This window comes from Kitasatospora sp. NPDC058218 (genome assembly GCF_042882445.1).
GTDB lineage: Bacteria > Actinomycetota > Actinomycetes > Streptomycetales > Streptomycetaceae > Kitasatospora.
Genome location: NZ_JBHVWC010000027.1, coordinates 68537 through 94609, shown reverse-complemented (window position 1 = coordinate 94609; position 26073 = coordinate 68537). Strand labels below are relative to the sequence as shown.

General features: G+C 72.3%; 22 protein-coding genes. 16 read left to right on the top strand and 6 right to left on the bottom strand.

Annotated elements, in window-relative coordinates:
• Positions 1-196 precede the first annotated feature (196 nt).
• The 6 genes from ACFVYI_RS19040 to mshC all read left to right on the top strand — a co-directional run bounded on the left by ACFVYI_RS19040 (position 197) and on the right by mshC (position 6183).
• Positions 197-904 carry a histidine phosphatase family protein gene (locus ACFVYI_RS19040; RefSeq protein ID WP_387886839.1) on the top strand — a complete coding sequence of 236 codons (708 nt, stop codon included), beginning with the start codon at positions 197-199 and terminating at the stop codon, positions 902-904.
• Between the two features lie 328 nt (positions 905-1232).
• Positions 1233-1805, top strand: a complete 573-nt coding sequence (locus ACFVYI_RS19035) for a DUF3090 family protein (protein ID WP_387886837.1) — start codon at positions 1233-1235, stop codon at positions 1803-1805.
• Positions 1775-2656, top strand: a complete 882-nt coding sequence (locus tag ACFVYI_RS19030; RefSeq protein ID WP_387886835.1) for an SCO1664 family protein — start codon at positions 1775-1777, stop codon at positions 2654-2656. The genes ACFVYI_RS19035 and ACFVYI_RS19030 overlap by 31 nt, the downstream gene beginning before the upstream one ends.
• Positions 2657-2777: 121 nt before the next feature.
• The gene (locus ACFVYI_RS19025) at positions 2778-3695 is read left to right on the top strand and encodes an AraC family transcriptional regulator (protein ID WP_387886833.1); all 918 of its coding nucleotides are present in this window, start codon (positions 2778-2780) and stop codon (positions 3693-3695) included.
• 138 nt (positions 3696-3833) lie between these two features.
• Positions 3834-4718: a carbohydrate-binding protein gene (locus tag ACFVYI_RS19020; protein ID WP_387886831.1), complete on the top strand. Its 885-nt coding sequence runs from the start codon at positions 3834-3836 to the stop codon at positions 4716-4718.
• A gap of 235 nt (positions 4719-4953) precedes the next feature.
• Positions 4954-6183 carry a cysteine--1-D-myo-inosityl 2-amino-2-deoxy-alpha-D-glucopyranoside ligase gene (mshC, locus tag ACFVYI_RS19015; RefSeq protein WP_387886828.1) on the top strand — a complete coding sequence of 410 codons (1230 nt, stop codon included), beginning with the start codon at positions 4954-4956 and terminating at the stop codon, positions 6181-6183.
• Between the two features lie 83 nt (positions 6184-6266).
• On the opposite strand, the gene ACFVYI_RS19010 is transcribed toward mshC, so the two are convergent.
• A complete protein-coding gene (locus ACFVYI_RS19010; protein WP_387886826.1) occupies positions 6267-7217 on the bottom strand; it encodes a PAC2 family protein in 951 nt (316 codons plus the stop codon).
• A gap of 295 nt (positions 7218-7512) precedes the next feature.
• On the bottom strand, positions 7513-8313 hold the full coding sequence (locus ACFVYI_RS19005; protein WP_387886824.1) for an SGNH/GDSL hydrolase family protein: 801 nt from the start codon (positions 8311-8313) through the stop codon (positions 7513-7515).
• A gap of 159 nt (positions 8314-8472) precedes the next feature.
• On the opposite strand from ACFVYI_RS19005, the gene ACFVYI_RS19000 reads away from it, so the two are divergent.
• Positions 8473-8991: an SRPBCC domain-containing protein gene (locus ACFVYI_RS19000; protein ID WP_387886822.1), complete on the top strand. Its 519-nt coding sequence runs from the start codon at positions 8473-8475 to the stop codon at positions 8989-8991.
• 51 nt (positions 8992-9042) lie between these two features.
• On the opposite strand, the gene ACFVYI_RS18995 is transcribed toward ACFVYI_RS19000, so the two are convergent.
• Positions 9043-10020, bottom strand: coding sequence for a hypothetical protein (locus ACFVYI_RS18995; RefSeq protein WP_387886819.1), 978 nt, complete (start codon positions 10018-10020; stop codon positions 9043-9045).
• 255 nt (positions 10021-10275) lie between these two features.
• Between ACFVYI_RS18995 and metH the strand changes: the two genes are divergently transcribed.
• The 3 genes from metH to ACFVYI_RS18980 all read left to right on the top strand — a co-directional run bounded on the left by metH (position 10276) and on the right by ACFVYI_RS18980 (position 16597).
• Positions 10276-13779 carry a methionine synthase gene (gene metH, locus ACFVYI_RS18990; RefSeq protein ID WP_387886817.1) on the top strand — a complete coding sequence of 1168 codons (3504 nt, stop codon included), beginning with the start codon at positions 10276-10278 and terminating at the stop codon, positions 13777-13779.
• 143 nt (positions 13780-13922) lie between these two features.
• On the top strand, positions 13923-14627 hold the full coding sequence (locus ACFVYI_RS18985; protein WP_387886814.1) for an HAD family hydrolase: 705 nt from the start codon (positions 13923-13925) through the stop codon (positions 14625-14627).
• A gap of 356 nt (positions 14628-14983) precedes the next feature.
• The gene (locus ACFVYI_RS18980; protein ID WP_387886812.1) at positions 14984-16597 is read left to right on the top strand and encodes an ABC transporter substrate-binding protein; all 1614 of its coding nucleotides are present in this window, start codon (positions 14984-14986) and stop codon (positions 16595-16597) included.
• A gap of 98 nt (positions 16598-16695) precedes the next feature.
• On the opposite strand, the gene ACFVYI_RS18975 is transcribed toward ACFVYI_RS18980, so the two are convergent.
• Both ACFVYI_RS18975 and ACFVYI_RS18970 read right to left on the bottom strand, forming a co-directional pair.
• Positions 16696-17367, bottom strand: coding sequence for a response regulator transcription factor (locus ACFVYI_RS18975; RefSeq protein WP_329486940.1), 672 nt, complete (start codon positions 17365-17367; stop codon positions 16696-16698).
• Complete coding sequence (locus ACFVYI_RS18970; RefSeq protein WP_387886809.1) at positions 17368-18285, bottom strand: RecB family exonuclease; 918 nt, start codon at positions 18283-18285, stop codon at positions 17368-17370.
• Between the two features lie 165 nt (positions 18286-18450).
• Here ACFVYI_RS18970 and ACFVYI_RS18965 point away from each other — a divergent pair, with 165 nt between their 5' ends.
• From ACFVYI_RS18965 to ACFVYI_RS18955, 3 genes are all read left to right on the top strand, one after another.
• A complete protein-coding gene (locus ACFVYI_RS18965) occupies positions 18451-19671 on the top strand; it encodes a site-2 protease family protein (RefSeq protein ID WP_387886806.1) in 1221 nt (406 codons plus the stop codon).
• A gap of 45 nt (positions 19672-19716) precedes the next feature.
• The gene (locus tag ACFVYI_RS18960; protein ID WP_387886804.1) at positions 19717-20688 is read left to right on the top strand and encodes a tRNA (adenine-N1)-methyltransferase; all 972 of its coding nucleotides are present in this window, start codon (positions 19717-19719) and stop codon (positions 20686-20688) included.
• Positions 20689-20828: 140 nt separating this feature from the next.
• On the top strand, positions 20829-21434 hold the full coding sequence (locus tag ACFVYI_RS18955; RefSeq protein ID WP_387886802.1) for a hypothetical protein: 606 nt from the start codon (positions 20829-20831) through the stop codon (positions 21432-21434).
• A gap of 7 nt (positions 21435-21441) precedes the next feature.
• Here ACFVYI_RS18955 and ACFVYI_RS18950 read toward each other — a convergent pair whose 3' ends face one another.
• Positions 21442-21744, bottom strand: coding sequence for a ferredoxin (locus ACFVYI_RS18950; protein WP_360626963.1), 303 nt, complete (start codon positions 21742-21744; stop codon positions 21442-21444).
• Positions 21745-22029: 285 nt separating this feature from the next.
• Here ACFVYI_RS18950 and arc point away from each other — a divergent pair, with 285 nt between their 5' ends.
• The 3 genes from arc (at position 22030) to ACFVYI_RS18935 (ending at position 25929) form a co-directional block, all read left to right on the top strand.
• Complete coding sequence (gene arc, locus ACFVYI_RS18945) at positions 22030-23796, top strand: proteasome ATPase (RefSeq protein ID WP_387886801.1); 1767 nt, start codon at positions 22030-22032, stop codon at positions 23794-23796.
• Positions 23797-24025: 229 nt separating this feature from the next.
• Positions 24026-25537 (top strand): depupylase/deamidase Dop, encoded by a 1512-nt coding sequence (dop, locus tag ACFVYI_RS18940; protein WP_387886799.1) that lies wholly within the window; start codon positions 24026-24028, stop codon positions 25535-25537.
• Positions 25538-25710: 173 nt separating this feature from the next.
• A complete protein-coding gene (locus tag ACFVYI_RS18935; RefSeq protein ID WP_360626972.1) occupies positions 25711-25929 on the top strand; it encodes a ubiquitin-like protein Pup in 219 nt (72 codons plus the stop codon).
• Positions 25930-26073 lie beyond the last annotated feature (144 nt).

Genomic DNA, 26073 nt, shown 5'->3' with positions numbered 1-26073 from the left:
ATCGGGAGCGCGACGACGGCACCTCGGGGCCACGGCGACGGCACCTCGGAGGCCGCGCCGGGCGGCACACCGGCCACGGCACCGGCCCCCACGGCCACCCGACCGGGGGGAGCCCCCCGACGGCGGTTGACCGGGCAGCCGGCCGGCGAGGGCAACCGGGCCCCACGGCCCGCCCGCGAGGCCTTACGCTGGCCCCATGCCCACCCTGCTGCTCGTCCGCCACGGCCGATCCACCGCGAACACCGCCGGAATCCTGGCCGGTTGGACACCCGGAGTGGATCTCGACGACACCGGGCGCGAGCAGGCCGCCGCGCTGGCCGGCCGGCTCGCCGCCGTCCCGCTGGTGCAGGCCGTCAGCAGCCCGCTGGACCGCTGCCGGCAGACCCTGGAACCACTGCTCGCCGTCCGCCCCGAACTCGCGGCACTCGCCGAGGACGAGCGCCTCGGGGAGTGCCACTACGGCGAGTGGACCGGCCGTCCGCTCGCCGAGCTGGCCAAGGAGCCGCTCTGGCGCACCGTCCAGGACCACGCGGCGGCCGCGGCCTTCCCCGGCGGCGAATCCCTGCGCGAGCTGAGCCACCGCACGGTGAACGCGGTCCGCGAGTGGAACGCCAAGATCGCCGCCGAGCACGGCGAGGACGCGGTCTGGGTCGCGTGCTCGCACGGTGACGTGATCAAGGCGGTGGTGGCCGACGCACTCGGCCTGCACCTCGACCACTTCCAGCGGATCAGCGTCGAGCCCTGCTCGGTCACCGCGATCCGCTACACCCCGCAGCGGCCCTTCGTGCTGAGAATGGGCGACACCGGCGACCTCACCTCGCTCGCGCCCAGGCCGAGCCGCGGCGGTCACGGGGGCGGGGACGCGACCCCGGCCGGGGACGCGGTGGTCGGCGGCACGGCCTGACCGACCGCCCCGGCGACGGCCCCACCGCGCCGGTGACGGTCGCCCGGGAGCCGCTACGGCCCCCGGCCCCGCCGCGGGCCGGCTCGCCGATGCCGCCGGACCCCCCGTCACCGGCTCGGCTCCCCGGGCCGGGCCCGGAGGTCGTAGGGTGACTAGCGAGCCTGCCGTGACCCGGCCCAGCGGTGTCCGGGCGGTCGGCGGCGCCCGAATGGTCCGGCCGTCCGAGCGTCCGGACCCGTACGACAGACATACGACACAGATCCGCCAGACGTACGACAGCACACGACACACCCGACATACGACGATCGAAACGATCCGGAGCGAGAGCGTGCCCCGTCAGGTCTTCTTCTACGACCAGCCCGAACGGTTCGTCGCCGGCACCGTCGGCCAGCCCGGCGCCCGGGCGTTCTACCTGCAGGCCAGCGCCCGGGGGCGGATCACCAGCGTGCTGCTGGAGAAGACCCAGGTCGCCGCGCTCGCCGAGCGGATCGAGGAGGTCCTCGACGAGGCCCTGCGGCGCAGCGGCGGCGACTCCGCCATCCCCGCCGCGGCCCCGGTCGACCTGCTCGACACCGCGCCGCTGGACCTGCCGCTGGAACAGGAGTTCCGGGTCGGCACCATGGCACTGGCCTGGGACAGCATCGACAGCTGCCTGGTCGTCGAGGCGCAGGCGGTGATCGAGGAGGAGGAAGCGGCCGAGGACGCCGCCGAGACCGTCTTCGAGGACGACGAGAACGGCCCGGACATGCTGCGGGTGCGGCTCTCCGGCGCGATGGCCCGGGTGTTCGCCAAGCGGGCGCTGGACCTCGTCGCGGCCGGGCGCAAGCCCTGCCCGTTCTGCAACCTGCCGCTCGACCCGGAGGGCCACCTGTGCCCGCGCGCGAACGGGTACCGGCGCTGAACACCGAGACCGCGCCGCAGTCGGACCCGGTGGCCGGCGCCGCCCTGGCCGCCGACGTACCGACCGCGCTGCGCCTGCTGCGCGAGGGCGCGCTGACCGTCCACGGCCGGCTCACCGACGCCTCCAACGCCGCGCTGTACTGCAGCGTCACCCTGGACGGGCCGGAGGGCCCGACCGCACAGGCCGTCTACAAGCCGGTGGCCGGTGAACGCCCGCTCTGGGACTTCCCGGACGGCACGCTGGCCGGCCGCGAGGTCGCCGCGTACGAGCTCGCCGCCGCCACCGGCTGGGCGTCGATCCCGCCCACCGTGCTGCGCGACGGCCCGCACGGACCCGGCATGGTGCAGCTGTGGGTGGAGCCCGACCCGGACGCCGATCCGCTGCTCGCCCTGCAGGACCCGCGGGGACCGGAGGCCGGCTGGCTGCCGATCGTGCGCGCCGAGGTCGGCGGCGGGCGGACCGCCCTGCTGGTCCACCCCGACGACGAGCGGCTGCGCCGGCTCGCCGTGCTGGACGCGGTGCTCAACAACGCGGACCGCAAGGGCGGTCACCTGATCGCCGCCGCCGACGGCCGGATCTACGGCATCGACCACGGCGTCACCTTCAACACCGAGGGCAAGCTGCGCACCCTGCTCTGGGGCTGGGCCGATCAGCCGCTGCCGACGGAGGCGCTGGAGGTGCTGGGCGCTCTCGCCGAGCAGCTGGACGGCGCACTCGGCGAGCGGCTCGCCCCGCACCTGACCGCCGCCGAGCTGACCGCCACCCGCGCCCGGGTGGCCGAGCTGCTGCGCACCGGCCGCCACCCGCTGCCCTCGCAGGACTGGCCGTCCATCCCCTGGCCGCCCATCTAGGTCCAGGTCCGTCCGGGGCGGCCGCACCGCCCGCCCCGGACCGCGCCGCCTCACGTCCGCCGACCCGACCCGGCCTGCAATGGTCTGGACCGCTACGGCGGCTCGGCCGCAGACTGCTCCGATGGACGAGCGACGGACCACCCCCCACCTGGACCTGCCGCTGCATCGCTTACAGGTCCCGCTGCCGCATCTGCTCCCGTTCGCGATCGGCAGCTTCGACGCCATCGGCCCGCTCTCCCGCGCGGGCTTCCCCCACCGACACTCCTTCTACGAGATCGTCTACGTCACCGGCGGCCGCGGCGCCCATGTCCTGGACCTGGTCCACCGGACGCTGCAGCCGCCGCAGTTGTGCGTGATCGCGCCCGGCCAGGTGCACTACTGGGCCGACGCGGACGGCCTGACCGGCCAGGTCGTCCTGTTCAACGAGGACTTCCTGCTCTCCCATCCCGTGGACCTCGCCGCACTCCGCACCCTGTCCGCCCGGCCGGCGCTGGCGCTGGGTGAACACGCCGGGCCGATCGCCGCGTTGCTGGCCGACATGGAGCAGGAGTACCGGACGCGGCCGGCCGGCTACCCGGGGGTGCTGCGGGCCAGCCTGCACATCCTGATCGTCCGGGCGTTGCGCGCCTGTGCCCCGGGCGCGGACGGTGCGGCGCCCGGCCGGGTGAGCGAACTGGCCGCCGCCTTCGCCAGGTTGATCGCCGACCCGGGCGGGCTGCACCGCTCGGTGGCCTCCTGCGCCCAGGAGTTGGGCGTCTCACCGGGCCATCTGCAGACCCTGGTGAAGCAGGCCACCGGCTGCACGCCCGGCCGGCTGATCCGGCAGCAGCAGACGCTGGAGGCCAAACGGCTGCTGGCCTCCACCGAGCTGACCATTCGTCAGGTCTCCAGGGAGGCCGGATTCGGCGATCCGGCGTACTTCTGCCGCTTCTTCCGGCGGGAGACCGGGATGACGCCGGGGGAGTTCCGGGCCCGGGTCGGAGGAAATCACCACGATCCCCGGATCATGTCCATCGCGGGGGCTCCGGGGGGCCCGTAGGTTGGCTGCTGGCCACCGGTGGCCGACCCGTACGGAACGGGTGGGCCGCCGGCCCGGTCCTTGTCATGCCCCCACCATGGCAAGGGCCGTCCCCCACACCCCCACACCCCCACACCCCCACACCGAAGGAGTCGGCCCATGCCCGCGTCCGAAGAGCCCACCCGGCCGGAGGGCCTGATCGACCGCCGGATCAGCCGCAAGACCGTCCTCAAGGCGGCCGCGGTCCTCGGCACCGCCCCGCTGCTGATCGGCGGCGGCGTCGCGCTGGCCCGCGACCGGGTCGGCACCGGCGAGGCACCCGGCCTCACCCCCGCCTGCCACGACGGCGACGCACCGACGATCGAGCAGACCGAGGGCCCCTACTTCAAGCCGAACTCCCCGCTGCGGACCTCGCTGATCACCGACAGCACGCCCGGCACCCGGCTCACCGTGAGCGGCTACGTCTTCGGCCGGGCCTGCCTGCCGATCTCCGGCGTGCTGCTCGACTTCTGGCAGGCCGACGTCAACGGCGCCTACGACAACACCGGCTTCGCCTTCCGCGGTCACCAGTTCACCAACGCCCAGGGTGCGTTCACCCTCACCACCATCGTGCCGGGCCTGTACCCGGGCCGCACCCGGCACATCCACGTCAAGCTCCAGGCGCCCGGCCGCCCGGTGCTCACCACCCAGCTCTACTTCCCCGGTGAGCCGCGCAACAGCACCGACACCATCTACGACGCGCGGCTGCTGATGAACGTCCGCCAGGTCGGCTCGGCGAAGGAGGGCACCTTCGACTTCGTCCTGAACGTGCCGCAGACGCCCACCACGCCGCCGACCAGCCCGAACCCCACCTCGCCCACCACGGCGCCCCCCACCAGCACGCCCCCGACCACCCCGCCCGGCGGCACCTGGACCGTCGGCACGCTCTACAACGCGGGCGACCGCGTCACCTACGCCGGCGCCTCCTACCGCTGCCTCCAGGGGCACACCGCCATCACCGGCTGGGAGCCGCCGAACGTGCCGGCCCTCTGGCAGCGGCTGTAGCGGCTCCAGCCGCACCCCCAGGGGGTCGGGCGCCCGGTCGGCGGCAGGGCCGGCCGGGCGCTCATCCGCATGCCCGGAATCGGGGGCTCCGGCAAACAGCGGCTCCGGCGAGCGGATCACGTCAAGCTCCGCTCCCTATCAGTCCAGAAGCGCTCAGGCAACGATGAGAAGCGAATCCAGTCGATCTTGCGTACTGGTTAGGCTTTCAAATGTTCGCGCGGTTAAAGTGATTCCCATGCATGCCTGGCCCGCCTCCGAGGTTCCCGCCCTGCCTGGTCAGGGGCTCCCCCTTCGTATCCACGACACCGCCGCGGGCTGTATCCGGGAGGTCGTCCCGCAGGACGGCACCGCCCGGATCTACGTCTGCGGCATCACCCCCTACGACGCGACCCACATGGGCCACGCCGCCACGTACAACGCCTTCGACCTGGTGCAGCGAGTGTGGCGGGACGCCGGCCACGACGTCCTGTACGTGCAGAACGTCACCGACGTGGACGACCCGCTGCTGGCGCGGGCGGTCGAGACCGGCCAGGACTGGGTGGCCCTCGCCGAGCGCGAGACCGCGCTCTTCCGCGAGGACATGACCGCCCTGCGGCTGCTCCCGCCGGCCCACTACATCGGCGCCGTCGAGTCGATCCCGTGGATCGTCCCGCTGGTCCAGAAGCTGCTGGCGAGCGGCGCCGCCTACAAGGTGGACGACGACATCTACTTCTCGGTCGAGTCGGAGCCGCACTTCGGTGAGGTGTCCGGCCTGGCCCGGGAGGCCATGCGCCCGATCTTCGCCGAGCGCGGCGGAGACCCGGACCGCCCCGGCAAGCGCCACCCGCTGGACGCCCTGCTCTGGCTCGCCGCCCGCCCGGGCGAGCCCGCCTGGGACACCGAGCTCGGCCACGGCCGCCCCGGCTGGCACATCGAGTGCGTCGCGATCGCCCTGCAGTTCCTCGGCATGTCCTTCGACATCCAGGGCGGCGGCAGCGACCTCTCCTTCCCGCACCACGAGATGGGCGCCGCCCACGCCCAGGTCGCCACCGGCGGCCACCCCTACGCCCAGGCGTACGTGCACGCGGGCATGGTCGGCCTGGACGGGCACAAGATGTCCAAGTCCCGCGGCAACCTGGTCTTCGTCTCGGCGCTGCGCCGCGAGGGCGTCGACCCGGCGGCGATCCGCCTCGCCCTGCTCTCGCACCACTACCGCGAGGACTGGGAGTGGACCAAGGCCACCCTGGACGAGGCCGTCGAGCGCCTCGCCCGCTGGCGTGCCGCGGTCTCCCGCCCGGACGGCCCGCCGGCCGAGGCACTGCTCGCCGAGGTCCGGGAGGCGCTCGCGCACGACCTGGACGCGCCCGCGGCGCTGGCCGCGGTCGACCGCTGGGCCGCCGGCCAGGAGGCCGGGGGCGGCACGGACATCGGCGCGCCCGGCCTGGTCTCGCGCACGGTGGACGCGCTGCTCGGCATCGCGCTGTAGGACCGCACACGACGCGAACGCAGAGGAGGGGCGTCGGGACCACTGGTCCCGACGCCCCTCCTGTCGTTCCGGCGCGCGGAGGGTCAGTCCTCCTCGCCGCCCTCCTGGCTCTCCCGGGCGGACGGCGGCTCGGGCTCGCTCGGCCGCTCCGCCGTGGCGTGCCCGGCGACCGGCTTCTCACCGGCCGGCCCGACGTTCTCCCGGCGCCGCAGGTAGCGCTCGAACTCCCGGGCGATCGCGTCGCCCGAGGCCTCCGGCAGCTCGGCGGTGTCCTGCGCCTCCTCCAGTTGCTGGACGTACTCGGCCACCTCGGTGTCCTCGGCGGCCAGCTGGTCCACGCCCAGCTGCCAGGCCCGGGAGTCCTCGCCGAGCTCGCCCGGCGGGATGCGCAGGTCCAGCAGGTCCTCCAGCTTGTTGATCAGCGCCAGCGTGGCCTTGGGGTTCGGCGGCTGCGCGACGTAGTGCGGCACCGCCGCCCAGAGCGTCACGGCCGGCACGCCGGCGTGCGTGCAGGCCTCCTGGAGCACCCCGACGATCCCGGTCGGACCCTCGTAGCGGCTCTCCTCCAAGTCCAGCCGCTGGGCCAGTTCCGGGTCGGAGGTGACCCCGCTGACCGGGACGGGGCGGCTGTGCGGGGTGTCCCCGAGCAGCGCGCCCAGGATCACCACCAGCTCGATGCCCAGCTCGTGCGCGAAGCCGAGCAGCTCGTTGCAGAACGAGCGCCAGCGCATGCTGGGCTCGATGCCACGCACCAGGACGATGTCCCGGGTCGTGGGCTCGGTCACCCGGACCACCGAGAGCCGGGTCGTCGGCCAGGTGATCCGGCGGATGCCGCCGTCCAGCCAGACGGTGGGCCGGTTGACCTGGAAGTCGTAGTAGTCCTCGGCGTCCAGGGCCGCGAACACCTTGCCGCCCCAGGTCTCGTCCAGATGCGCCACGGCCGCCGAGGCGGCGTCCCCGGCGTCGTTCCAGCCCTCGAAGGCGCAGACCATCACCGGGTCGATCAACTCGGGAACATCTTCCAACTCGATCACCCAGCGTCTCCCTCCGGTCGGCGGACGGACGTACCCCGCCCCGGCTGGCCTGCCGAGGCGCCGGCGGGCCGGCTGCCGACTGTCGAACCTCTCGTCACCCATGGAACGCCTCGCTCCATGGTCCCTACCTGCCCAGCCTACGGGCTTTGATGCGCCTCTCGGCCGGGCACCGGGACAGTCTGGGGGAGCGGGGCGCCGGGATCCAACGGTTATCGCCGGGGGCGGGTCCCGGGCGCCCGGAGCGGCGCCCCGACGGGTCGCCGGACGCGTCGGGGCACCTGGGGACGGGTGCGGCTCAGCGCGGCCCGGTCGCGGCGGTGACGGCCGGCAGGTAGCCGAGGGACTGCCCGTCGGGCGTGGGGTGGAAGGACTCCCAGACCCGGGGGAGCACGATGCCGGTGATCCACTCCTGCCCGGCGCCGGCGCAGACCCCGTGGCCCTCGAACGCCGTCCGGACGTCCGCGAACGCGAATCCGTGCGCGTCGGCCTGCCGGCGGATCAGCTCGTCCAGCTCGTCGGTGAGCGCGTTGAACCGCAGGCGGCGCGGGTCGGTCCCGATCAGGCAGGTGGTGCCGGTGCGCAGCAGGTGCGGATAGCCGGTGACGACCACCCGGGCCTGCGGGGCGGCGGTCCGTACGTCGTCGTAGAGGGCGGAGAGCCGGCCGGGCAGCTCCTCGCGCAGCCGGCGGCCGGACTCGTCCAGCGCGGCGGCGCAGCGGGCCTCGGTGGTCAGCGGCTGGAGGCAGTCGACGGCGGCGCCGGCGAAGCCGAGGTCGTTGCCGCCGACGGTGAGGGTGAGCACGGTGGTGTCCGCGCCGACCCGGGGCAGCTGCCCGCTCCGGACGTCCGCGGTGGTGGCCCCGTTGCACGCGGCGGCGAGGAAGCCGGTGGCGCCGTGGTCGGCGGCCCACAGCGCCGGGTAGGCGTTGGCGCTGCGGTGGCAGTCGCCGGCGGCCGGGTCGTAGTCGCCGGCCGCGACCCCGGCGGCGTAGGAGTCGCCCAGGGCGGCGTAGCGGGGCGGGGCGTCGGCGGGTGCGGCGGCGGCGAGGACGAGCGGGACGGCGGCCAGGGCGGCCAGGAAGGGGTGGCGCTGCACGGCGGTTCTCCGGAGGTCCGGCGGCCGGGCGCGGTCCGCCACGGCCCATCGGGCACGGATCGTATCGGACCGGTGACGCAGGGTCGTGCCGCGCCCGTGCGGCGGGGCGGCGCGATGATGGAGGAAGGGGCCGGACGGCGGGTGTGAGGAGCCGGGCGGATGACTGGACGGCGGTGGATCGGTGCCGGCGCGGTGATGGCCGCCGGGGCCGCGGTGGTGGTGGCGGCGGTCCTGGCGGCGGGACGGCGCCTGCCGGTGGAGCACGTGACCGAGGGCGGGCTGGAGCTGTCCCAGCCGCCGGGCGCGGTGTGGGACGTCCTGACCGACGTCGACCTCTATCCGGCGTGGCGCCCGGGCCTGTCCCATGTCGAGCGGCTGCCGGCCGGGGCCGGTGGCCGGCAGCGGTGGCGCGAGTACGGCCGGCACGGCCACACCACCTACGAGGTGGTGGAGAGCGAGGCCCCGCACCGTCTGGTGACCGGTGTCGCCGACCCGGACCTCCCCTACGGCGGCACCTGGACGCTGGTGCTGACGCCGACCGGCCGGGGCTGCTCCCTGACGGTCACCGAGCGCGGTGAGGTGTACCAGCCGTTCTACCGCGCCGTCTCGCACTACGTCCTGGGCGAGAGCGCCACCGTCCGGCGCTACCTGGGCGCCCTCGCGCACCGGATGGCGTAGCCGGCCGGGCCCGCGCGGCGGCCGCCCGCCGGGGCCGCCGCGCGCCGCGGCTCAGCGCACCCAGCCGCGCCGGTAGTCGGCCCAGTTCTGCTCGGTGGCGGCGAAGTCGACGTACAGGCCGACGCCGAAGTTCTTCCGGTCGATGTCGTGGCGGCCGAGGCCGAGCCGGATGCCGCGGATGCCGGCGTCCACCGTCTCGGCGTGCCCCCAGTGGCCCCACTTGTCCTCCCAGTAGAACGGCAGGCCCATCAGCAGGTCCACGTCCTCCGGGGTGGCCTCCAGGGCCAGTTCGGTCTGGTAGGCGTTGTAGCCCCCGTAGAGCGACTCGGTCGGCATGCTGGAGTCGTAGGTCATCACCGCGATCTGGTCGACCCGGCGGGCGGTCTCGGCGAAGTACGCCTGGTCCCACCACTTGCCGTGGTCGGTCAGTGCGATGGCGACGGTGTGCTGGAAGGGCAGCGGGTCGATCTGCGGGGCGGCCACCGACAGCCGGGCGCCGCGGCCGGCGGTGACCGGGCGGACCTGGTCCAGCAGGGCGAGCCAGCCCTTCGAGTCCGGGCGGATCGGCTCCATGTCGAAGTGCACGCCCTCGAAGCCGAGGTCCAGCACCTGGCGGGCGGAGGCGGTCACCCGGTCCCGGGTGGGCGCGTCCTCCAGGTCCAGGGCGTCCTTCTCGGGCTTGACCTCGTCGCCCAGCCAGCTCTGCACCCGGATGCCGGGCAGCGCGCGGTGCGCGGCCTCGACGAACCAGCGGGCCCGGGGGTGGACGTCCGGCGGCAGCGAGCCGTCGTGCTCCAGCGGGCCGGTGTGGACGTACAGGTCGCGCACGCCCGTCCCGGCGAGCCGCCGGGCGAGGTCGGCGACGTCGGCGTCACTCTTGCGGCCGTCCACCCAGGCGTGGCCCAGCCAGACGGCGTCCTTGCCGCGGGTGCGGGCCTCGGGGGAGGGGTCTCCGGCGTACTGCAGTCGCAGGGCGAGTGCCGCCGAGCCGATCGGCAGCAGGGCGACGGCCAGGGCGACCAGCGTCACGGCAAGGGCCCGGCGCCACCGCGACCACCCCCGCCAGCGCCTTCGCAGGGCTCGTGGCGGGGTCGCCAGGGCCCCTCCGAGCTGTCGTATTCGTGCGCCGATCCCCGCCATGCAGTCGCTCTCCCCTCGCGGCCGAGTGCTCAGGATACGAAATGCTCCACCGGTGCACGCCGTCGGCCGGATACCCTGGCCACGTGCGTGCCCGATTCAGCGGGCGCGCAAAGCCGACAGCCGTCGCACCCAGGGAGAAGCCCCATGGCCACTGCAGCCGACCCGTCCATCACTCAGCAGAGTCGCGCGAACGCTTTGCGTGAGTCGCTCGCCACCAGGGTGGTGGTGGCCGACGGGGCGATGGGAACCATGCTCCAGGCCCAGGACCCGAGCCTGGAGGACTTCCAGAACCTGGAAGGCTGCAACGAGGTCCTCAACGTCACCCGGCCCGACATCGTCCGCTCCGTCCACGACGCGTACTTCGCGGTGGGCGTGGACTGCGTGGAGACCAACACCTTCGGCGCCAACTTCTCGGCGCTCGGCGAGTACGACATCTCCGAGCGGATCTTCGAGCTGTCCGAGGCGGGCGCCCGGATCGCCCGCGAGGCCGCCGACTCCTTCGACGACGGCCGCACCCGCTGGGTGCTCGGCTCGATCGGCCCCGGCACCAAGCTGCCCACCCTCGGCCACGCCCCGTACGAGGTGCTGCGCGACGGCTTCCAGCTGAACGCGGCCGGCCTGATCGCCGGCGGCGCCGACGCGCTGCTGGTGGAGACCAGCCAGGACCTGCTGCAGACCAAGGCCGCGATCCTGGGCTCCAAGCGGGCGCTCGCCGAGGCCGGGCTGGACCTCCCGGTCCTCGTCCAGGTCACGGTCGAGACCACCGGCACCATGCTGCTCGGCTCGGAGATCGGCGCGGCGCTGACCGCGCTGGAGCCGCTGGGCGTCGACTACATCGGCCTGAACTGCGCCACCGGCCCGGCCGAGATGAGCGAGCACCTGCGCTACCTGGCCAAGAACGCGAAGATCGGCCTCTCCTGCATGCCGAACGCGGGCCTGCCGGTGCTGGGCAAGGACGGCGCCCACTACCCGCTGTCCCCGCAGGAGCTGGCCGAGGCGCACGACACCTTCACCCGCGAGTACGGCCTCTCGCTGGTGGGCGGCTGCTGCGGCACCACGCCCGAGCACCTGCGCCAGGTGGTCGAGCGCGTCCAGGGCCGTCCGGTCACCGCGCGCGAGCCGCGCCCGGAGCCCTCGGCGGCCTCGCTGTACCAGGCGGTGCCGTTCCGTCAGGACACCTCGTACCTGGCGATCGGCGAGCGCACCAACGCCAACGGTTCGAAGAAGTTCCGCGACTCGATGCTGGCCGGCGACTGGCAGGCCTGCGTGGAGATCGCCCGCGAGCAGATCCGGGACGGCTCCCACCTGCTGGACCTCTGCGTGGACTACGTCGGCCGCGACGGCGTCGCCGACATGAAGGAGATCGCCGGCCGGCTGGCCACCGCCTCCACCCTGCCGATCGTGCTGGACTCCACCGAGCCGGACGTGCTGCGGGCCGGCCTGGAGGCGCTCGGCGGCCGCGCGCTGCTCAACTCGGTCAACTACGAGGACGGCGACGGCCCGGACACCCGGTTCGGCCGGATCGCCTCGCTGGCCCGCGAGCACGGCGCCGGTCTGATCGCCCTCACCATCGACGAGGAGGGCCAGGCCCGTACCGCCGAGACCAAGGTCGCCATCGCCGAGCGGCTGATCGCCCAGCTCACCACCGAGTACGGCATCGACGAGGGCTCGATCCTGGTCGACTGCCTGGCCTTCACCCTGGGCACCGGCCAGGAGGAGTCCCGCCGGGACGGCATCGAGACCATCGAGGCGATCCGCGAGCTCAAGCGCCGCCACCCGGACGTGCAGACCACCCTGGGCCTGTCCAACATCTCCTTCGGGCTGAGCCCCGCCGCCCGAATGGTGATCAACTCGGTCTTCCTGAACGAGTGCGTCGAGGCGGGCCTGGACTCCGCGATCGTGCACGCCTCCAAGATCCTGCCGATGGCCCGGATCCCCGAGGACCAGCGCGACGTCGCCCTCGACCTGGTCTACGACCGCCGCAGCGAGGGCTACGACCCGCTGCAGAAGCTCCTCCAGCTCTTCGAGGGCGTCTCCTCGACCTCGATGAAGGCGTCCAAGGCGGAGGAGCTGGCGGCGCTGCCGCTGGAGGAGCGCCTCCAGCGCCGGATCATCGACGGCGAGCGCAACGGCCTGGAGGCCGACCTGGACGAGGCGCTGACGGAGCGTCCGGCGCTGGAGATCGTCAACAGCACGCTGCTGGCCGGGATGAAGGTGGTCGGCGAGCTGTTCGGCTCCGGCCAGATGCAGCTGCCGTTCGTGCTGCAGTCCGCCGAGGTGATGAAGACCGCGGTGGCCCACCTGGAGCCGCACATGGAGAAGTCCGACGACGAGGGCAAGGGCACCATCGTGCTGGCCACCGTCAAGGGCGACGTCCACGACATCGGCAAGAACCTGGTCGACATCATCCTGTCCAACAACGGCTACAACGTGGTCAACCTGGGCATCAAGCAGCCGGTCTCGGCGATCCTGGACGCCGCCCAGGAGCACCGGGCGGACGTCATCGGGATGTCCGGCCTGCTGGTGAAGTCCACCGTGATCATGAAGGAGAACCTGGAGGAGCTGAACCAGCGCAAGCTGGCGGCCGACTACCCGGTGATCCTCGGCGGCGCCGCGCTCACCCGCGCCTACGTCGAGCAGGACCTGCACGAGATCTACGAGGGCGAGGTCCGCTACGCCCGGGACGCCTTCGAGGGCCTGCGGCTGATGGACGCGCTGATCGCGGTCAAGCGCGGCGTGCCCGGCGCGACCCTGCCGGAGCTCAAGCAGCGCCGGCACGCGCGGGTGGAGGTCGAGGAGCCGGAGGAGGTCAACCTCGGCCAGATCCGCTCGGACGTCTCGGTGGACAACACGGTGCCCGCCCCGCCGTTCTGGGGCGACCGGATCGTCAAGGGCATCCCGTTCGCCGACTACGCCTCCTGGCTGGACGAGGACGCGCTGTTCAAGGGGCAGTGGGGCCTGAAGGCCGCGCGCACCGGGGAGGGCCCCTCGTACGAGGAGCTGGTGGAGACCGAGGGCCGGCCGCGCCTGCGGATGTGGCTGGACCGGCTGCAGACCGAGGGCTGGCTGGAGCCGGCCGTGATCTACGGCTACTTCCCGGCCAACTCCAAGGGCGACGACCTGATCGTCTACAACGAGGACGGCTCCGAGCACACCCGCTTCACCTTCCCGCGCCAGCGGCGCGGGCGGCGGCTGTGCCTGGCGGACTTCTTCCGCCCGGAGGAGTCGGGCGAGCGGGACGTGCTCGGCCTGCAGGTGGTGACCATGGGCAACCGGGTCTCCGAGGCCGCCAACGAGCTGTTCGCCAACAACTCCTACCGCGACTACCTGGAGCTGCACGGCCTCTCGGTGCAGCTGGCCGAGGCGCTGGCCGAGTTCTGGCACGCCCGGGTCCGCTTCGAGCTGGGCTTCTCCGGCGAGGACCCGCAGGACGTCAAGGACATGTTCGCGCTCAAGTACCGGGGTGCCCGCTTCTCGCTCGGCTACGGGGCCTGCCCGGAGCTGGAGGACCGCGCCAAGATCGCCGAGCTGCTGCGGCCCGAGCGGATCGGCGTGGTGCTGTCGGAGGAGTTCCAGCTGCACCCCGAGCAGTCCACGGACGCGATCGTGATCCACCACCCGGAGGCCAAGTACTTCAACGCGCGGTAACCCCCGCGTCGCGCACCGTTCGCTCCTTTCGTCAGGGCGGGGCGTATCCTGGATCATCCTGAACGGGCCGGTCCGCTCACCAGCGGGCCGGCCTGTGCCATCCCCAGGGGCAGCGCCCCGGGGCACGGACGGAAGGACCCACCATGACGACCATCTCCACCGCCACCCGTACCCTCGACCACGGCGAGGGCCGGGGCCTGCAGGCGGTGCTGCTGGACATGGACGGGACCCTGGTGGACACCGAGGACTTCTGGTGGCAGTCCGAGGCCTCGCTCTTCGCCGAGCTGGGCTACACGCTGGACGAGAACGACCGCGCCCACGTGGTCGGCGGCCCGATGAGCCGGGTGATCGACTACCTGCTGGCCGCCACCGGTGTGGACATCGCGCCGGCCGACCTGACCGTCCTGATCAACCAGCGCTTCGTGGACCTGCTGGGCGGCGGCGTGCCGCTCATGCCGGGCGCCGAGCGGCTCCTCAACACCCTTGCCGCACACGGCATTCCGGCCGCGCTGGTGTCGGCCTCGCACCGGCACGTCATCGACATCGTGCTGCAGTCGCTGGGCGCCCACCACTTCGCCTTCACCGTCGCCGGGGACGAGGTGCCGCGCACCAAGCCGCACCCGGACCCGTACCTGGAGGCGGCACGCCGGCTGGGGGCGGAGCCGGGTCGCTGCGTGGTGGTGGAGGACGCGCCGACCGGCGTCCGCGCGGCGGAGGCGGCCGGCTGCCCGGTGATCGCGGTGCCGTCGGTGGCGCCGATCGAGCCGGCCCCCGGGCGGCTGGTGCTGCCCTCGCTGGAGCGCGTCGATCTTGAACTGCTCCGCTCGCTGGTCGCCTCGCGAGTGTGATTGTCGTCTCATTGCGGAGAAGTCATACCGACCGGTACGTGGGAGGTGCCGTCCGCTCACGGCAAGTCCCCGGGGAGAAATCGGGCATTGCCTGACAACTTGTCGGACGGCGGCGCCCACACCGTCCCCTCGTGTCCCAACTGTCACCTGTACGGGTATCGGTGGGGTGTGTTCGATATGGCACGCTACTCCAGTTCGTTCCCCACCCCCGAGCCCTGCCATCGCCGCTGACGGGCAACCCCGTCCTGCCCGCGGTCGCACGGCGCCCGGTCCGTGCGCGACCTCCACGACCCCGGAGGACTAACCGAGCGCGGGCCGCCGGCCCCCGGCCGGACCGCACCCGAAGGACGCGACCCGTGAAGACTTCAGCTGAACGACTGGCAGTTCTCGGCTGCGCCGGCCTGGTGGCCGTCTCGGTGGCCGGCTGCGGCTCGGTCACCGACGCCGTCAAGGGGGACGGCGACAAGGCGATCACGATGGGCACCACCTCGGTCACCAACGTGCTGGACCCGGCCGGGGCGTACGACGCCGGCTCCTGGCTGCTGCTGCGCAACACCTTCCAGTCGCTGCTGTCCTACCCGGCCGCCTCCAGCACCCCCGGCCCGGACGCCGCGCAGTCCTGCGAGTTCACCGCGGGCGAGGCCACCCAGTACCACTGCACGCTCAAGAGCGGCCTGAAGTTCTCCAACGGCCACGCGCTCACCGCCGCCGACGTCGTCCACTCCATCGAGCGGTCGAAGAAGATCGCCGACCCGAGCGGCCCGTCGGGCCTGCTGGAGTCGATCAAGTCGGTCGAGGCCAAGGGCGACACCGAGGTGCTCTTCCACCTCTCCGCGCCCGACGCGACGCTCCCGGCGAAGCTCGCCGGCCCGGCCGGCGCCATCGTCGACCAGGAGGTCTTCCCGGCCGACAAGCTGCTGTCCAACGACAAGCTGGTCGGCTCCGGCCCGTACAAGATCGACTCGATCGAGACCACGGCCGTCGAGGGCGGCGCCAAGGTCCCCGGCAAGGTGGTGCTGTCGCCCAACGACAAGTACACCGGCGACGCCAAGCTCCGGAACAAGAAGTTCACCCTCCGGTACTTCGACAAGCCGGCCGAGCTGAAGGCCGCGCTCGACAAGGGCGACCTCGACCTGGCCGACAACAGCCTGGAGCCCAACACCGCGGCCCAGGTCCTGTCCGACCAGCAGAGCGGCAAGAGCGACCTGAAGGTCGTCGAGGGCGACAGCAACGACACCCGCTACCTGGTCTTCAACACCAAGGACGCGACCGGCGGCAACGTCGCCGTCCGGCAGGCCGCCGCCCAGCTGATCGACCGCAAGTCGCTCGCCCGCGACGTCTTCGCGCGCACCGTCCAGCCGCTCTACTCGATGGTCCCGGCCGGTGTCGCCGGCCACAACACCGCCTTCTTCGACAAGTACGGCGACCAGGACGTCAACAAGGCCAAGGCGATCCTGACGGCGGCCAAGGTCCAGATGCCGGTCAAGCTGAACCTCACCTGGTCGCGCTCGCGCGCCCAGGGCGCCGAGGCCGACGCGCTGAAGAAGCAGCTGGAGGCCGGCGGCGTGTTCCAGGTGACCGTCCAGCACGAGGCGGACTGGGACGTCTACAAGAAGGGCTGGGTCGAGGGCAAGTACCAGGCCTACACCATCGGCTGGTTCGCCGACTACCCGGACGCGGACAACTACGTCGCGCCGCTGATCGTCGACGGCGGGTCCTACCACCACGGCTGGGACGACCCGCGGATCAGCCAGAAGCTGGTGCCCGAGAGCCTCAAGCAGGCCGACCGCGCGGCCGCCGCCGCCACCTACGCGCAGATCCAGGGCATCGTCGCCGAGAACGCGCCGCTGATCCCGCTGTTCCAGAACAAGGCCTTCTTCGCCTCGCGTTCGAACATCACCGGCGTGGAGTCGACCGTCGACACCACCGGCTTCTTCCGCTTCTGGGAGATCGGCCGGCTCGGCAAGTAACCCGGGCGACCGGGCGACCCTCAGCACGGTGGCCCGTCCACTCCCCCCAGGGTGCAAGGGGAGCGGACGGGCCACCGTCACATCCGGGCCCGGCGGGCTCAGAGCGCGCCGGGGCGCACCAGCCCGCTCTCGTACGCGTACACCGCCGCCTGGACCCGGTCCCGCAGCTGGAGCTTGGTCAGCACGTGGCCGACGTGCGTCTTCACCGTGGTCTCGCTGACGAACAGCTCCGCCGCGATCTCCGCGTTGGACAGGCCGCGCGCCACCAGCTTCAGCACCTCCAGCTCACGCTCGGTCAGCGCGTTGAGCGCCTGCGGCGGCGCCTCCTCGCCCGAGGGCAGCTTGGTGGCGTACATGTCCAGCAGCCGCCGGGTGATGCTGGGCGCCAGCATCGCCGCGCCGTCCGCGACCACCCGGATCGCCTGCACCAGCTCCTCGGCCGGCACGTCCTTCAGCAGGAAGCCGCTGGCGCCCGCGCGCAGCGCCTCCACCACGTACTCGTCCAGGTCGAAGGTGGTCAGCACGAGGACCTTCGCCGGGCCGTCCCGACCCGGGCCGGCGATCCGGCGGGTCGCCTCCACGCCGTCCATCCGGGGCATCCGGATGTCCATCAGCACCACGTCGGGCTGCAGCGCCCGGACCTGGTCCAGCGCCTGCTGGCCGTCGCCGGCCTCACCGACCACCACCAGGTCGGCCTCGGCCTCCAGGATCATCCGGAAACCGGTGCGAAGCAGCGGCTGGTCGTCGACCAGCAGCACTCGGATCGTCACCTAGGACTCCTTGCTCATCGGATCCCCCGTGGGATCGTCCTCGTCAGACGTACGGGCCACGTGCTGGCGTGGCAGCGGGTACGGCGGGGGAGTGCCGCCGAACTCCGGGCAGCTGGCCTGGTGGTCGCACCAGTCGCAGAGCCGGTTGCGGGTCGCGGGGAAGTCGCCGGTGGCCACCGCCTCGGAGATCCGCTCCCAGAGCGCCTGCAGCTTGCGCTCCACCGCGAGCAGGTCCGCCTCGTCCGGGTCGTAGCTGACCACGTCCCCGCCCCCGCCGAGGTAGACCAGCTGCAGCCGCTTGGGGATCACGCCCTTCCACCGCCACACCACCAGCGCGTAGAACTTCATCTGGAACATCGCCTTGCCCTCGAAGTCCCGCGAGGGCGCCCGGCCGGTCTTGTAGTCCACCAGCCGCACCTCGCCGGTGGGCGCGACGTCGACCCGGTCGATGTAGCCGCGCAGCAGCAGCCCCGACTCCAGGGCCGTCTCCACGTACAGCTCCCGCTCCACCGGGTGCAGCCGGGTCGGGTCCTCCAGCCGGAACCAGCGCTCGACGAGCTTCTCGGCGTCCGCCAGCCAGCGGGTCAGCGCCGCGCCGTCCGGGTCCTCCGGGAACAGCGAGACCAGCTCCGGGCGCTCGCCCAGCAGCCGCTCCCACTGCGGCCGCAGCAGGCCCAGCGCCCGCTCCGGCGTCCGCTCGACCGCGGGGCTGTCGAACAGCCGCTCCAGCACCGCGTGCACCAGCGTGCCCCTGGTCGCCGCCGAGCTCGGCGGCTCCGGCAGCTTGTCGATCACCCGCAGCCGGTACAGCAGCGGGCAGGTCAGGAAGTCCCCCGCGCGGGACGGGGACAGCCCGGTCGGCGGCGCGGGAGGACGCGCCGGGGCCGCGACGGCGCTGCTGGTGTCGGTCTGCTGCATACCCCGACCCTATTGCCCTGAGCTGTCATCCCGCTGCCACGCTGCTGCCACACCGCCCTCCCAGTGGGTATGAAGCCTGCGAGAGGGGCGCGCGACGGTACGCCGCCCTGATCACGTAGCGTGGGCGAACGGTGCACGACGGGGGAACCGACCGAAGGGATCACGGTGAGCGACAGCAGGGGTCGACAGACCTCCGACCAGCCACCGCAGGACGGCGGCGCCCGGTCCGGCCCCCACCCGCCCGAGGAGCCGGAGCGGGGCAACGGCATCCTGATGGGCCGGCCCTTCGGCGTGCCGGTCTACGTCACCCCCTCCTGGTTCGTCATCGCCGCGCTGATCACCTGGGTCTTCGGCGGCCAGCTGGACCACGTCCTGCCCGGGCTCGGTGCCACCCGCTACCTGGTCGCGTTCTTCTTCGCGGTGGCCTTCTACGGCTCCGTCCTGATCCACGAACTCGCCCACACCGTGGTCGCGCTCCGCTACCGGCTCGGAGTGCGCCGCATCCGGCTGCAGTTCCTCGGCGGCGTCTCCGAGATCGAGAAGGAGGCCGAGAGCCCCTGGCGGGAGTTCTGGCTGGCCTTCGTCGGCCCGCTGCTCTCGCTGCTGCTCGGCGGCGTCTTCTACCTCGGCGTCCAGGCCGTCGAGCTCTCCAGCGTCCCGGGAGTGCTGCTCACCGGCCTGATGGTCTCCAACCTCGTCGTCGCCGCCTTCAACCTGCTGCCCGGCCTCCCGCTGGACGGCGGGCGGATGCTGCGCGCCGTCGTCTGGGCCGTCACCGGCCGGCCGATGACCGGCACGGTCGCCGCCGCCTGGGCCGGCCGCGTGCTGGCCGTCGCCGTCCTGATCGGCCTGCCGCTGCTCGGCGCCGCCCGCGACGTCGAGCGCACCACCACCGACACCCTGGTCGACGCCGTCCTCGCCGCCGTCCTCGCCGTGATCATCTGGAACGGCGCCGGCGCCGGCGTGCAGCAGGCCCGGCTCAAGGAGGTCCTGCCCGATCTGCGGCTGCGCGACCTCGTCCGCCGGGTCGTCGAGGTCACCTCCGACACCCCGCTCGGCGAGGCGCTGCGCCGCCTGCGCGAGGAGCAGGCCGGCGCCCTCGTCGTGATCGACGGCCGCGGCGACCCGATCGCCCTGGTCCGCGAGTCCCAGGTCCGCGAGGTCCCCGAGCACCGCCGGCCCTGGGTCGCCGTCGGCGCGCTGGCCCGCGACCTCGAACCGGGCCTGCGACTGCCCGCCGAACTCGCCGGCGAGGACCTGCTGCGCGCCATCCGCGCCAACCCGGCCACCGAGTACCTGGTCGTGGAGGCCGACGGCCGGGTCTACGGCGTCGCCACGCTCAGCGACATCGAGCAGCGGCTGACCGCCGCCATCGCCGGCCGGTGATCATCGTGGTCGGGCGGAGCGCCCGCTTCCCTTAGGATTGTCCGCATGTCCGAACCGACCGGTGCCACCCGCCGACGCGGGCCCTTCCAGGTCGGGGACCAGGTCCAGCTGACCGACCCGAAGGGCCGCCACTACACGTTCACGCTCCAGGCCGGGAACCAGTTCCACACCCACAAGGGTGCGTTCCCGCACGACGAGCTGATCGGCGCCCCCGAGGGCACGGTCGTGCGCACCACGGGTAACGTCCCGTACCTCGCGCTGCGCCCCCTGCTCCCCGACTACGTCCTGTCCATGCCGCGCGGCGCCGCCGTGATCTACCCCAAGGACGCGGGGCAGATCCTGGCCATGGCCGACATCTTCGCCGGCGCCCGCGTCGTCGAGGCCGGCGTCGGCTCCGGCGCGCTCTCCACCTACCTGCTGCGCGCCGTCGGCGACACCGGCATGCTGGCCTCCTACGAGCGCCGGCAGGACTTCGCCGACATCGCCCAGGGCAACGTCGAGCGCTACTTCGGCGGGCCCCACCCGGCGTGGAAGCTCACCGTCGGCGACCTCCAGGACAACCTGGTCGAGTCCGACGTCGACCGCGTCATCCTCGACATGCTGGCCCCCTGGGAGTGCCTGGACGTCGCCTCCAAGGCGCTCGTCCCCGGCGGCCTCATCTGCTGCTACGTGGCCACCACCACGCAGATGTCGAAGACCGTCGAGGCGCTGCGCGAGCACGGCACCTTCACCGAGCCGCAGGCCTGGGAGACCATGGTCCGCACCTGGCACCTGGAGGGCCTCGCCGTCCGCCCGGACCACCGGATGATCGGCCACACCGGCTTCCTCCTCACCTCCCGCCGCCTCGCCGACGGCGTCGAGCCGCCGCTGCGCCGCCGCCGCCCGGCCAAGGGCGCGTACGGCGAGGACTACGACAACGGCTCGGGCACCGAGCCGAGCCTGCAGGAGCGCGCCGCCGCCCGGGCCGCCGCCCGCTCCGGCGGGACCGACCAGCCGGAGCAGTCCGAGCTCGGCTGACCGTACGTCGGCAAGGGGTGGTACGGCGGGCTCCACGCCCGCGTACCACCCCTTCGTGCTACCTCCGCACCCGGGCCGCCTCCCGGCCACCCCGGTGTGGGACGATGCTCGCTCACACGACCCACTGGAGGGGACGCCTGGTGGAGACCGCGGTCACGGCGACGGTTGAGCAGCAGACACCGCAGGCCCGCAGCGGGCCCGGACACGCCCGGTCGGCCCCCTGGCACTGGGCCCTCGCGATCGGCGGCTGCGCCGCCGTGGTGGCCACCGCGCTCGCCGCGGACCCGGCCACCGGTACCCCGAAGCCCGCCCGGCCCACCGCGAAGGCGCTCCCGGCCGCCGCCGCGCCGGATCCGGCCAAGGCCGAACTCCCGCTGGACTGCGGCCCGTTCCCGGTCAAGATATCCGTCAGCTTCGCCGCCGACCTCGGTGACGGCCGACCCGGCACCGTCGCCGCCGCGCACTGCGCGGCCGAGAACGGCACCCCGCCGGACGCCGTCTACCTGCTCGGCCCCGGCGCCGACGGCCGGCCCGCCGTCGTGGCCACCCTGCTCTCCGAGCGCGAGAACCTCACCGTCGGCCGGCTCGGCCTGCGCAGCGACGGCGTCATCACCGGGCACGCGCAGGGGTACTCCAGCGACGACGTGCCGCGGTTCAGCCCGGACATCTCACTGGACCTCACCTGGACGCGCAAGGGCGGCGGCTGGGACCGCTCCCAGACCGCCGCCCCGCTGGCGCAGGCCTGAGGGAGGGTTACTCGGCGTCCGGGCCGTAGACCTCGGCCCGGTCGGAGACCCGGCGCACGTGGATGCAGTCGCCCGGGCAGTCCTTCACCGAGTCCACCACGTCCTGAAGCAGCGTCAGCGGCACCGGCACGGTCTCGCCCGGCTGCTGGCGCAGTTCGTCGTCCGAGCCCTTCACGTAGGCGAGGCCGTCGATGTCGAGCTCGAAGACCTCCGGCGCGTACTGCGCACAGATGCCGTCGCCGGTGCACAGATCCTGGTCGATCCACACCTCCAGCGCTTCGCCGGTCGTCGCCTCTTCGGTCACCGACATGGTCCCCTGCCGTTTCTGTCCCGGGTCGCCCCTTATTGGGAGGCAATCCCGCCATTCGTACAACGATCGGACCGCGACCGACGGTCGCGATCGGATATCGACTCGTTCGACGATACATCTGGTCGGCTTTGGGTGGTGCGCGCTGGGTATCTCCTTAGCAGAGGGGAAGCACGCGAGGGCGAAGATCGGACACGCCCGTTCCATCTTTCTTGATCTAGGGGTTTACGGACCCCTGGTCCCAGGTAGGGTCTGGAAGCGTCCAGCTCCCCGGAGGAGGTGAGGACCGTGGCAGCCCACGATGACGACTACAACCGCAGCACCGGCAGGCCCGCTCGTGGTTCCGACGAGGCCGCTCAGGTCTCGTTCCTTGAGCAGGAAATCGCCGTGCTGCGCCGCAAGCTCGCCGACTCGCCGCGCAATTCGAGAATCCTCGAAGAGCGGATCGTCGAGCTCCAGACCAACCTGGCCGGCGTGTCCGCCCAGAACGAACGGCTCGCCTCCACCCTGCGCGAGGCCCGCGACCAGATCGTGGCCCTCAAGGAGGAAGTGGACCGGCTGGCACAGCCCCCGGCCGGATTCGGCACCTTCCTCAGCCAGAACGAGGACGGCACCGCCGACATCTTCACCGGGGGCCGCAAGCTCCGCGTGAACGTCAGCCCCAACGTCGACCTCGACGAGCTGCGGCGCGGCCAGGAGGTGATGCTCAACGAGGCCCTCAACATCGTGGACGCGATGGCCTTCGAGCGCATCGGCGACATCGTCACCCTCAAGGAGGTCCTGGAGGACGGCGAGCGCGCCCTGGTCGTCGGCCACACGGACGAGGAGCGGGTGGTGCGCCTCGCCGAACCGCTGCGCGAGCTCACCATCCGGGCGGGGGACGCCCTGCTGCTCGAACCCCGTTCGGGGTACGTGTACGAGGTCGTGCCGAAGTCCGAGGTCGAGGAGCTCGTCCTCGAAGAGGTCCCGGACATCGACTACCGCCAGATCGGCGGTCTCAGCAACCAGATCGAGCTGATCCGCGACGCGGTGGAGCTGCCCTACCTGCACGCCGAGCTCTTCAAGGAGTACGAGCTGCGCCCGCCCAAGGGCGTGCTGCTCTACGGCCCGCCCGGCTGCGGCAAGACGCTGATCGCCAAGGCGGTGGCCAACTCGCTCGCGAAGAAGGTCGCCGAGGTCACCGGTCGGCCGCAGGGCAAGAGCTACTTCCTCAACATCAAGGGCCCCGAGCTGCTCAACAAGTACGTCGGCGAGACCGAGCGGCAGATCCGCCTGGTCTTCCAGCGGGCCCGGGAGAAGGCGAGCGAGGGCACCCCCGTCATCGTCTTCTTCGACGAGATGGAGTCGCTCTTCCGCACCCGCGGCTCGGGCGTCAGCTCGGACGTCGAGAACACCATCGTCCCCCAGCTGCTCGCCGAGATCGACGGCGTGGAGGGCCTGGAGAACGTCATCGTCATCGGCGCCTCGAACCGCGAGGACATGATCGACCCGGCGATCCTGCGGCCCGGCCGTCTGGACGTCAAGATCAAGATCGAGCGCCCGGACGCCGAGGCCGCGAAGGACATCTTCTCCAAGTACCTCAAGGACTCGCTGCCGTTCCACCCGGACGACCTCAAGGAGCACGACGGCTCCGTCGAGGCCACGGTGGTGGCGATGATCCAGGCGGTCGTCGAGCGGATGTACACCGAGACCGAGGAGAACCGCTTCCTGGAGGTCACCTACGCCAACGGTGACAAGGAGGTCCTGTACTTCAAGGACTTCAACTCCGGCGCGATGATCCAGAACATCGTCGACCGTGCCAAGAAGATGGCCATCAAGGACTTCCTCGACCACGGTCAGCGCGGTCTGCGCGTCTCCCACCTGCTCGCCGCCTGCGTGGACGAGTTCAAGGAGAACGAGGACCTGCCCAACACCACCAACCCGGACGACTGGGCCCGGATCTCCGGCAAGAAGGGCGAGCGGATCGTCTTCATCCGCACGCTGGTCACCGGGAAGCAGGGCGCCGAGTCCGGCCGCTCGATCGACACGGTCGCCAACACCGGGCAGTACCTGTAACCGAACCATTCCGGGCCGCCGGCGGCGGCCCCCGGAACAGCACGCACCCCGTCCGGCTGTGGCGCCTCGCGGCCCCGCAGCCGGACGGCGCGTCTCGGGGCCCGCCTGTCGGTGCCGCGTTCTAGGCTCGACCCACCGTTCGCGGGCACACCGCCGGCGTCGGTGTTGTTCAGCGGTACGTCAGCGTGTCCCGCCCGTGGGGGGCGGCACACCGGGCAAGGAGGGCCGCATGACCGTACGGCGCGTGATGGGCATCGAGACCGAGTACGGAATCTCCGTACCCGGGCACCCCAACGCCAACGCCATGCTCACCTCGTCCCAGATCGTCAACGCGTACGCGGCGGCGATGCACCGGGCACGGCGGGCCCGTTGGGACTTCGAGGAGGAGAATCCGCTGCGCGACGCCCGGGGCTTCGACCTCGCGCGCGACGTCGCGGACGCCAGCCAGCTGACCGACGAGGACATCGGCCTCGCGAACATCATCCTCACCAACGGCGCGCGGTTCTACGTGGACCACGCGCACCCCGAGTACAGCTCGCCCGAGGTGACCAACCCGCGCGACGCCGTGCTCTGGGACAAGGCCGGCGAGCGGATCATGGCGGCCGCCGCCCAGCGCGCCCTGGAACTGCCCAACGGGCAGACCATCCACCTCTACAAGAACAACACCGACAACAAGGGCGCCTCCTACGGCACCCACGAGAACTACCTGATGAAACGGGCGACGCCGTTCGCCGACATCGTCCGCCACCTCACCCCGTTCTTCGTCTCCCGCCAGGTGGTCACCGGCGCCGGCCGCGTCGGCATCGGCCAGGACGGCTCGGCGAACGGCTTCCAGATCAGCCAGCGCGCCGACTACTTCGAGGTCGAGGTCGGCCTGGAGACCACGCTCAAGCGGCCGATCATCAACACCCGGGACGAGCCGCACGCCGACGCCGAGAAGTACCGCCGACTGCACGTGATCATCGGGGACGCCAACCTCTCCGAGATCTCCACCTACCTCAAGCTGGGCACCACCTCGCTGGTGCTGGCGATGATCGAGGACTCCTTCATCGCCTCCGACCTCGCCGTCGACCAGCCGGTGCGCACCCTGCACCGGATCTCCCACGACCCGTCCCTGAAGCACCTGATCACGCTGCGCAACGGGCGCCGGCTCACCGCCGTCCAGCTCCAGCTGGAGTACTTCGAGCTGGCCCGCAAGTACGTCGAGGACCGCTTCGGCACCGACGCCGACGAGCAGACGGTGGACGTGCTGGCGCGCTGGGAGGACGTGCTGGGGCGGCTGGAGCGCGATCCGATGTCGCTCTCCCGGCAGCTGGACTGGATCGCCAAGCGGGAGATCCTGGAGGGCTACCGCAGCCGCGACGCACTGGAGTGGGACAACTCCCGGCTGCACCTGGTCGACCTGCAGTACAGCGACGTACGGCCCGAGAAGGGGCTGTACAACCGTCTGGTGGCCCGTGGCCGGTTCGAGCGGCTGCTGACCGACGCGGAGATCGAGCGGGCCGTCTCCAAGCCGCCGGAGGACACCAGGGCCTATTTCCGCGGGCGCTGTCTGGAGCAGTACGCGGATCACGTGGCGGCCGCCTCCTGGGACTCGGTGATCTTCGACCTGCCCGGCCGGGACTCGCTCCAGCGGGTCCCCACACTGGAGCCGCTGCGCGGCACCCGCAACCACGTCAAGGAGCTGCTGGACCGCTGCCGCACGGCGGAGGACCTGCTCCGGGTGCTGTCCGGCGGGTAACTTTTCGATCACCACGGGTGAACGTCCGCCGAATGGGAATCATCCGGGGTGACAGCGGGTGTTGGACAGGAAGCGCCACCGGCAAACCGGAAGCGGTAGTCGCACCCTGTGTATAGGGTCGGTGCAGCAAGCAGCGACCAAACCGTGCCAGACGATCGAGCGGGGTGAGGGAAATGGCGAGCAAGGACACCGACGGCGGCCAGCAGCGGGCGAACCGCTCCTCCGAGGAGGTCGAGGAGCAGGCTGCGGAAGCGCAGAATTCCGACGACCTCAAGGAGCGCCAGGAAAAGCTGAGCGACGACGTCGACGCGGTTCTCGACGAAATCGACGAGGTCCTCGAGTCCAACGCGGAGGATTTCGTGCGCCAATTCGTGCAAAAGGGCGGCGAGTAGCCCCGTTCGGGCATTCAGGGAATTCACGGTCGCGACCGCCGAGGGCGGACGGGCGGCAGAGGCCGCCCCGCCCCCCCCGGGCCGCCCCCCCCCCCCCGCCCGGGTTAGTGGGGGGGGTGGGGGGGGGGCGCGCGGGGGCATAAA

Coding starts and splice junctions, on each gene's coding strand:
- ACFVYI_RS19025 (WP_387886833.1), top strand. CDS start 2,778: ATGGACGAGCGACGGACCACCCCCCACCTGGACCTGCCGCTGCATCGC.
- ACFVYI_RS19000 (WP_387886822.1), top strand. CDS start 8,473: ATGACTGGACGGCGGTGGATCGGTGCCGGCGCGGTGATGGCCGCCGGG.
- ACFVYI_RS18960 (WP_387886804.1), top strand. CDS start 19,717: ATGTCCGAACCGACCGGTGCCACCCGCCGACGCGGGCCCTTCCAGGTC.
- ACFVYI_RS18985 (WP_387886814.1), top strand. CDS start 13,923: ATGACGACCATCTCCACCGCCACCCGTACCCTCGACCACGGCGAGGGC.
- metH (WP_387886817.1), top strand. CDS start 10,276: ATGGCCACTGCAGCCGACCCGTCCATCACTCAGCAGAGTCGCGCGAAC.
- ACFVYI_RS18970 (WP_387886809.1), bottom strand. CDS start 18,285: ATGCAGCAGACCGACACCAGCAGCGCCGTCGCGGCCCCGGCGCGTCCT.
- ACFVYI_RS18935 (WP_360626972.1), top strand. CDS start 25,711: ATGGCGAGCAAGGACACCGACGGCGGCCAGCAGCGGGCGAACCGCTCC.
- dop (WP_387886799.1), top strand. CDS start 24,026: ATGACCGTACGGCGCGTGATGGGCATCGAGACCGAGTACGGAATCTCC.
- ACFVYI_RS19020 (WP_387886831.1), top strand. CDS start 3,834: ATGCCCGCGTCCGAAGAGCCCACCCGGCCGGAGGGCCTGATCGACCGC.
- ACFVYI_RS19040 (WP_387886839.1), top strand. CDS start 197: ATGCCCACCCTGCTGCTCGTCCGCCACGGCCGATCCACCGCGAACACC.
- mshC (WP_387886828.1), top strand. CDS start 4,954: ATGCATGCCTGGCCCGCCTCCGAGGTTCCCGCCCTGCCTGGTCAGGGG.
- ACFVYI_RS18950 (WP_360626963.1), bottom strand. CDS start 21,744: ATGTCGGTGACCGAAGAGGCGACGACCGGCGAAGCGCTGGAGGTGTGG.